Raw genomic sequence first — 7,777 nt, 5'->3', positions numbered from 1 at the left:
TCGCCTTACGGTGGAGCTGAGCGTAGATGTGATCAAGAGACAGCCCCAAGGGCAGGCCGCTTCAGCCCGGCCCGCCGAGCCTGGGCTGGGTGCCGTGGCGCTGGCGCAGGGCGTCGAGGCGGTCGGCGAGGCTGGTGGGGGCGGGCAGGACGCCGGCGGCCTGGTTCATGGCGGCGGCGATGTTGGGGTCGTCCTTCTCCGGCTTTGTCGGGGCCAGCAGCTTGGCCTTGGCACTGGCGGCCTCGGCCTGGGCGAGGTCGCGGGCGGCGGCGTCCTGCATCGCCTTGAGCGCCACGCTGAGGCCGCTGGTAGCGCCGGAGAGGCCGGCGGCCTGGCGGGCAGCCTCGGCGCGCTGCTCGGCTATCTCGCGCTGCTGTCCGGCGCGGGTCATGTCGCGCTGGGCACGGTTCAGGGCGTCGCGCGCCGTGCGGAGCTTCTGGCCGGCCTGGTCGTAGGCGCCCTGGAGCATGTCCACGAACTCCTTGGCATCCACCGCGTCCTGCTTCTCGCGGTCCACCTCGGGGGCCATTTCCTCCAGCATGTTGAGGAGGGTGGCGAGGGACTGCTCGATGCCGGACTTCCTCGCCGGATCGGTCTCGGCGGCGGACTGGCGCTGGAGGACCTCGGCGGCGGCCATGCGCTGGTCGGAGAGCTGCTGGATGGCCTGGGCCTCGCGGGCCTCCTTCTCATAGGCCTGGCGGGCTTCGGCGACCTGCATGCCCAGGCGGTCGAGATGCTGCTCCATGGTGCGGAGCTCGGCCTCGGTGGCCGATTTCGGGTCCCAGCGCACGATGGCCTCGATGGCGCTGTTGACGGCCTGGTCGGTCTTCACGCCGACGAGGTTGCGGATGAAGGCGAGCATGGCGGTTCTCCCAATGGGCTTCGGGGCGGAGGGTGGTGCGGCAACGCTTCAGCCGGCCATGGCGCCGGCATTGAGCAGGGCCACGGCGATCTGGGTGCCCACCAGGGCGATGGCGGCGGCGGTGTTGCCCGTCTCGATCGCCGCGCGCAGGCCCCGGAAGATCCAGGCGACCAGCGCGAAGACCACGAGCTGGATCACCAGGGCGACGAGGCCCCAGACCAGGATGTCGATGGTGAGCCGGCTGGTGGCCAGGGTGGCGGCGAGCGGGATGGCGAGCGAGACCAGCGTGCCGCCGAGCACCACCCCGGCGGCGGTGTTGCCCGCCCGCATCAGCGCGACCTCGTGGAAGGGTGTGATCGCGATATAGGCGGCGGCACCGGCGGCGAGCAGCAGCAGCGTCACGCCGAACTGCACGATCAGCACGGGGATGCCCGCCGCCAGGGTGTTCAGGATCGCGTCCACGGGTGGCTTTCCTTCCGGGATGGCTGTGTCAGCCGGCGAGGCCGAGCGAGGCGGGGTTGAGGTCGATGCCGGCGCGGATCTCGACCCAGGCGGAGGAGCCGTCCTCCACGCTCTGCACCAGGATGTATTCGGTCTGCGGCGCGGGGGCGGGGGCGCCGGTCGGGGCGGCGTAGAGCATGGCGAGGCAGCGGCGCTCACGGGTGCCGGCGGTGGTTTGCAGGCTTTCGCGGAGTTCGCGCGGGGGGACGGGCTGGCTGCCGGGCTGCCAGAGGCGGGCGTAGCGCCGGCCATCCCTGGTCTGGAATTCCGGCCAGCCGATCATGCCTTCCCGGGGGTCGAGCCAGGCCTGCCATTCGGCCTCGTCCGCCGGGGTGACCTCGTCCAGCAGGGTGAAGTAGCGGCATTCCTCCGGCGTGCCGTCGGGGCCGGGGTGGACCTGCAGCATGGGCGAGTCCTGGCCGGGGAGGTAGAGGCGCAGCAGGGATTCACCGGCACCGGCGCCCGCGATCTGGCCGAGGCCCTCGACGCTCAGGCGCTGCGCGGCTTGCGGCGCCGCCGCCTTGAGCGAGGCGCCGGCCAGGAGGAAGGGCGTCGGGTCCAGCGTCACGGTCATGCCGAGGCGGTAGCGGTCGGGCGTATAGCCCTCGCCCGACATCTTGTGGCGCAGCATGTCGCCCGCGCTGGCGATGCTGCCCATGGTGCCGGTCCGGTTCATGCCGCCCTCTCCCCCGCTGCTGCCATTCCCTGGGCCGGACCGCCGGTTCCGCGCCATGGCCAGGGCGCCGAGCAGGCCGCCGCCGACCACCACCACGCCCAGCACCATGCCGATGCCCGCGCCATGATGCTCCGTTGGCGTGACGGCGTCGCGGTTGGCGGTGGCGACCTCCGGCGGCACGTCGGGGGGCAGGTAGTCCGGGTCGCGGCTGGCCCTGCTGCTGCGCCAGGGAGCGGTCGAGCTGGTCGAGCTGGGCGCGGATCTGCGGGTCGTTGCGCGCGGCCTGCTCCGCCTGGGCGCGCCAGTCGCGCAGGGCGGGGTCATCCTGGTGGTTGCGGAAGAAATCCGTATGGCCGGGGCGGTTCAGCGTGCTGAGCAGGAACCAGAGGAAGGCGGCGTCCCACATGCCGAAGCCGCGCGGGCCGGAAAGCACCGCGCCGCCGGGGTTCCAGCCCCGGTCGCGGTACCAGTCGGGGCCGCCATAGGTGCCGCGCGGGGCGGTGGCGCGGCCGGTGTTCCAGTTGCCGCCCCAGGAGCCCCCCCAGCCACCCCCTTGGCCGCCACCCTGGTTCCCAACGGGGGGCCCACCGGGGGCCCCACCGGGGGCCGGGACCGGCGCGGGGATGCGGCGGCTGGCCTCGCGTTCGCGCATCCGGCGCAGGGCGTCACCGGCGGCCTCCCGGTTGTAGGAGCGGTCGGAGGCCGAGCCGCCCATGCCGGGGATGCGGCCGAAGCCCGAATCGGGGCGGGCATAGCCGCCGCTGGACGGGGTGCGGGAGGGGGCCGCGTAGCCGCCGAAGGAAGGGGTGCGCGGCGCGGCGCCGGAATAGCTGGGGCGCGAATAGCCGCCGCTGGAACGCGCCGCGCCAGGCCGGGCCAGGGCCTCCGCCGCCGGAAGGGCGAGCAGGAGGCAGGCAAAGGCGGCGGACAGGAGGCCCGGGCGGACCTGCCGGAGACAGGACATGCCGCCATGCATAGGCGATCGGGCGCCCGGCGGCGAGGAGGCAACGAAAATGTCACCCGGCGGTCCGGGCGGCGGTTGCGCCGCCACCCGGCCCAGGGACCTCTCCCCCGGAGGGGCGAGAGCCTCAGCGGAAGTAGTAGGCCGCCACGGCGGACTGGTAGATCAGGCTGAGCAGGTCGCGGCCGATCTGGAAGTATTTCGGATCGAGCCGGGGCATGGCGATCAGCTCGTCGCCCGGGCTGGGCCCCACGGCCGGGTCGAGGATGATCTCGCCGCTGGCCTTGCGGATCATGATGTTGCGGATGTCGCCCCGGTCGGCGAAGCCGCCGGCCTGGTCGATATACTGCTGCACCGTCATGCCGGCGCGCCAGACCACGGTGGTGGGGGAAAGGACTTCGCCCGCCACCATCACCGTCTGGCTGCGCTCGGGGATCACGATGGTATCGCCGTCCTCCAGCCGCACGTCGGCGCAGCGGCCGTTGCGGTCGGAGACGACGAGGCGCCCCTCCGGCTTGATGCGCCGGCCGCGCTGGATGTAGCCGAGCACGAGCTGTGCCTCGGTGTTGCGGATCTCCGCCACGCCGGTGGTGGCGGCAGTGGACATGAAGAGCTGCCGTTCCAGCCGGTCGAGAGATTCGTTCAGCGCGCGCTGCTGCTGCGCGGCGATGCGCGGGCGCAGCAGATAGACCGAGGCGGTGTCGGCCAGGCGCGGGTCCACCGACACGTAGTCGAGGAGCTGGCAGAGCCCGACATCGCGTTCGGCGATCAGCACGGAGGGGCCGATGCGGCTGCCCTCGATGTTCACGCGCACCGTGGGCGGCGGGGCGTCGGTGATGAAGCTCACCACGTCCTGGTCGCTCAGGGAGAGGCTGCGGAGCTGCGCCGTGGTGACGTAGCGGGCATAGGGCTGGCCGCTGCGAGTGCCGCGCACGACCACGTTGGTGGCCGCCGGCAGGGGTGCCGCGAGGTCGATCAGCTCGGCACCCGACATGGCGCGGCCCGGCACCTCGAAGAGGTAGTTGTTGCGGACCGAGCCGTTGACGCCCACCAGCGCGCTCTGCCTGGCCACGATGATGGTGTCGTTGTCCTGCATGGTGATGGCGGGAAGCTGGCCACGCAGCAGGAAGGCGTAGAGGTCGATCTTCGCGACGGTGCGGCCGCCGCGCTGGACGGAGATGTCGCGGAAGGAGCCGCGCACCGGATCGACGCCGCCGGCGCGCACCAGGAAGTCCAGCACCGTCTCGGCGCCGGAGCCGGTGTGGCGGCCGGGGGTGCGGACGAAGCCGGTGACGAAGACGCCGATGCGGTTGGCGTTCAGCAGCACGGCATAGACCTGGACCTGCTGCGTGTAGATGCGGCGGACCTCGGATTCCACGACCTTCTGCAGGTCGCCCGAGCGGGTGCCGGCGATGCGGATCGGGCCGATCGAGGGCAGGAAGAGGTTGCCGTCGGGATCGACCTGGCCGACCGCCTCGGCCTCCACCGCGCCCCAGACGCGGACGCTGACGCGGTCGCCGGGGGCGATGCGGTAGTTCGGCGTCGGCGCGTCGATGGCGCTGGGCGAGTTCCGGGTGAAGAGCGAGGCGCCGAAGACGGCGCGCGTCGGGCCGGGAAAGCGGTCGGGCTCCGCCAGGGGGCCGGTGGCGTTGGCGCCACCCTCGGCCTCGGTGGCGGCGCCCTCGCGGTTGATCTGCGTCTCGCTGCCGAGCAGGCGGTCGATCTGCGACGGGGCCAGGGAGTTGTCGGAGCCGCCGCCATTGGCGGTCTGGCCCGACAGCCGCCCGGGCACGGCCTGCCCCACCGTCTGCTGCGACTGCTGCAGCATCTGCGGCAGGGTCTGTGCCTTGGCGGCAGTCGGCAACAGCGGCACCAGCAGGGCCGCGGCCAGGATCAGCGCACGCATCTCATGCATCCCCCAAACAACAGTGACGCCAACCTGTCCCCCTCCCCGGGGATCAGGAGGCGTGTTCCCGAACGCCGGCGACGACGAGCCAGCCCATCGCGTAGAGCACGCAAAGGATCGCGAAGAGGCTGCCCAGGATGAATCCGGCCTTCGGATACTCGGCCTCCTGGGCCATGTTCGGCTCCACTACGCGGGCCAGGAAGAGTGCCTGGCGCTGCGCGTCCACCCGCGCCGTCTCCAGCGAGGCGGTGGCGGAGGCGAGCTGCTTGTCGGCGAATTCCCGCTCCAGCAGCAGGCGCTCATAGCCCGCGAGCTGCTGCGGCAGCGCCTGCCGGCCGTCGGCCGTGATGCGGGCGCGCTCGATGGCGATCTGGCGCTCCAGCGCGTCGATCCGGTTCTGCACGTTGCGCAGCTCCGGGTTGCCGGGGCGCAGATAGGCGGTCTTCTCGATCAGCTCGGCACGGGCCTGGGTCAGCGTCGCCTCCAGCTTGGCCACGATCTCCAGGCTGGCCTTGGCCTCGCTGGCGGGATCGACGAGACGCTCGCGGACGCGGAAATCGGTCACCGCCTCGCGCGCCGCGATCACCCGCTGCTCGGCGCGAGTGACCTCGGCGCGGGCGACGTTCAGCGTGTTCTCGCGCGCGCGGTCGCCGAGCTTGTTCACGAGCCCTTCGGAGAGGGTGAGCAGCGCCTCGGCGACGGCCTGGGCGTCCTCGGTCCGGAAGGCGCGCACGCTGAGCGTGACCGTGCCGGAGGAGCTGTCATGCGAGACGTTGACCATGCGCTTGTAGTACTTGAGCAGCCGCTCCGCCGGCGGGTCGCTGTCCCAGAGCCGCGCCACGAGATCCGCCTCGGGCCGCCGCCAGATCTCCACGAGGTTCAGCGTCCGCTGCACGCCGTCCAGCGCGTCGCGCGACTTGATGAAGTCCACGATCGCCAGCGCGTCCTCGTTGGAGGAGGTGAATCCGGCCGAGGTCAGCAGCGAGCCGAGGGCGCTGGAGGCGGTGGGCCCGCCGGAGCGGGTGCGGACGAGAAAGCGCGCCTCGCTCTGGTACTGCGGCGTGGCGACCAGCAGGAAATAGGTGGAGGCGATGAGCATCGGCAGGCCGATGACCAGCAGGATCATGCGGTAGCGGTGCAGCAGCGCCTGCAGCCGGCCGCGGCGGCGCGGCAGCGGCGGCAGGACGTTGCTGCCCTCGAGGCCGCCTGTCGCGTCAAAGGGACTGATAGGCGGCGATAGCTTCATCGACATCCTCGTAGAAATCCAGGCGGCCCTGGCGGAGCACGCCGGCCGTCCGGCAGAAGAGGCGGACCTGTTCCGGGCTGTGGGAGACCATCAGCAGGGCGGAGCGGGACAGGCGCTCCTCCATGGCCTGGTGCGTGCGGTCCACGAAGCGGGCATCGCCGGCGCCCACGGCCTCGTCCACCAGGTAGCAGTCGAAATCCACCGCGAAGGAGAGGCCGAGCAGGAGGCGGCTCATCATGCCGGCGGAATAGGTGCGGACGGGTTCGTGGAAATAGGGACCGAGCTCGGCAAAGTCCTGCACGTAGTCGAGGACCTGCCGCACCGGGATGCCGTAGATGCGGGCGATGAAGCGGGCGTTGTCGGCGCCGGTGAGGCTGCTCTGCACGCCGATGCCGGAGGCGAGCGGCCAGCTTACCGACATGTCCTTCCAGACCCGCCCGACGGTCGGCATCTCCACGCCCGCGAAGATCCGCAGCAGCGTGGACTTGCCGGCGCCGTTGCGGCCGAGGATGCCGACCGCGTCGCCCGGATGGACCACCATGTTCACGCCCTGGAGCACCTGCTTCACCCCGGCGCGGGTGTGGTAGGCCTTCCAGACGTTTTCCAGCACCAGCATGGCGTCAGTACATGCTCAGCTTGCTGCGCACGGCGCGCAGCGCCAGCATGCCGGTGACGTTGCTGCCGACGATCCATTCGAGGATGTAGACCGTGTCGTAGTAGGAGGGGAGCTGGTCGCCGAACTGGCCGTCGCGGATCATCTCGTGGATGTTGATCAGCGGCATCCAGAGCAGGATCTCGCGCCATTCCGGGGAGAACCAGTTCAGCGCGAAGAAGGCGCCGGAGACGGGCATCAGCAGGTAGGTCACGGGGTGGACGAGGCGGTCGAAACCTTCCCAGCGCCCCCCGGCCGAGGCCAGCAGGAGCGACAGGCCGTGGCTGAGCAGGATCATGCAGGACACGCCGAGCAGCAGCAGGCCGGGATTGGCCGGCGGCTTCTCCGCGACAAAGGAGCAGACCGCGACGATCACCACGATCACGCCGAGGATGGCGGAGGATTCGAGGATGTTGCGCGCCAGCATGATGTCCAGCAGCGTCACGCGCTGGTGGTAGAGCAGGGTGAGGTTGGAATGGATCGCGCTGGGGGCGCGGGTGACGACGGAGCGGAAGACGAAGAAGGGCACGTAGCCGAACATCGAGAACAGGAAGGGATCGATGCCCCCCGGCATGTCATGCCCCGACAGGGAGTGGAGCATGCCCACCGCCGTGCCCAGGGTCAGCGGTTCGAGGAAGAGCCAGAGGAAGCCGATGTTGTGGCGGCCGAAGCGCGTATGCAGCTCGCGCATGAAAAGCGCCCCCACCACGGCACGCTGCACGTGGAAGGATTCCAGCAGGCTCGGCTTTTCCCCGTAGGAGATGCTCACGTCAGGTCACAACTGTCCGAAGGTGCCGCCACTGAGCAGCGGACGGGTGGGCACCCAGCCGAGGGCGGGGTCCTGGCAATAGACGCGGCTGCCGGGGGCGCCGCCGATCTGCACCTCGCGGCAAGGGCGGCCGGAGGCGGCGTCATAGGCGCGCACCACCCGCACGCTGGCGACGCGGCCGCCATCGGGCAGGGGCAGGCTGGC

General features: G+C 71.3%; 8 protein-coding genes. All 8 read right to left on the bottom strand.

Translation table 11 applies throughout. The features are described from left to right. Nucleotides 1–61: 61 nt before the first annotated feature. Nucleotides 62–862 carry a hypothetical protein gene (locus ROTAS13_RS15555; RefSeq protein WP_075822786.1) on the bottom strand — a complete coding sequence of 267 codons (801 nt, stop codon included), beginning with the start codon at nt 860–862 and terminating at the stop codon, nt 62–64. Between the two features lie 48 nt (nt 863–910). Then, entirely contained in the window at nt 911–1,324 is a 414-nt protein-coding gene (locus tag ROTAS13_RS15550) for a DUF350 domain-containing protein (protein WP_019461967.1), read from the bottom strand. A gap of 28 nt (nt 1,325–1,352) precedes the next feature. After that, complete coding sequence (locus ROTAS13_RS15545) at nt 1,353–2,219, bottom strand: DUF2491 family protein (protein ID WP_075822785.1); 867 nt, start codon at nt 2,217–2,219, stop codon at nt 1,353–1,355. Between the two features lie 908 nt (nt 2,220–3,127). Further along, a complete protein-coding gene (locus tag ROTAS13_RS15540; RefSeq protein ID WP_252571818.1) occupies nt 3,128–4,906 on the bottom strand; it encodes a polysaccharide biosynthesis/export family protein in 1,779 nt (592 codons plus the stop codon). 52 nt (nt 4,907–4,958) lie between these two features. Continuing rightward, nucleotides 4,959–6,158, bottom strand: a complete 1,200-nt coding sequence (locus ROTAS13_RS15535; protein ID WP_226945996.1) for a Wzz/FepE/Etk N-terminal domain-containing protein — start codon at nt 6,156–6,158, stop codon at nt 4,959–4,961. Continuing rightward, nucleotides 6,121–6,768 (bottom strand): ABC transporter ATP-binding protein, encoded by a 648-nt coding sequence (locus tag ROTAS13_RS15530; protein WP_019461971.1) that lies wholly within the window; start codon nt 6,766–6,768, stop codon nt 6,121–6,123. Before ROTAS13_RS15530 ends, ROTAS13_RS15535 begins: the two co-directional genes overlap by 38 nt. A gap of 4 nt (nt 6,769–6,772) precedes the next feature. Continuing rightward, on the bottom strand, nt 6,773–7,573 hold the full coding sequence (locus tag ROTAS13_RS15525) for an ABC transporter permease (protein WP_083755561.1): 801 nt from the start codon (nt 7,571–7,573) through the stop codon (nt 6,773–6,775). A gap of 6 nt (nt 7,574–7,579) precedes the next feature. Then, nucleotides 7,580–7,777 (bottom strand): hypothetical protein (locus ROTAS13_RS27230; RefSeq protein ID WP_171979109.1); only part of this gene is annotated, 198 nt, incomplete at its 5' end.

It is taken from the genome of Roseomonas sp. TAS13 (assembly GCF_001950415.1).
In the GTDB taxonomy this organism is placed as follows: Bacteria; Pseudomonadota; Alphaproteobacteria; order Acetobacterales; family Acetobacteraceae; genus Roseomonas; species Roseomonas mucosa.
This window is presented reverse-complemented; position numbering and strand designations above follow the sequence as displayed.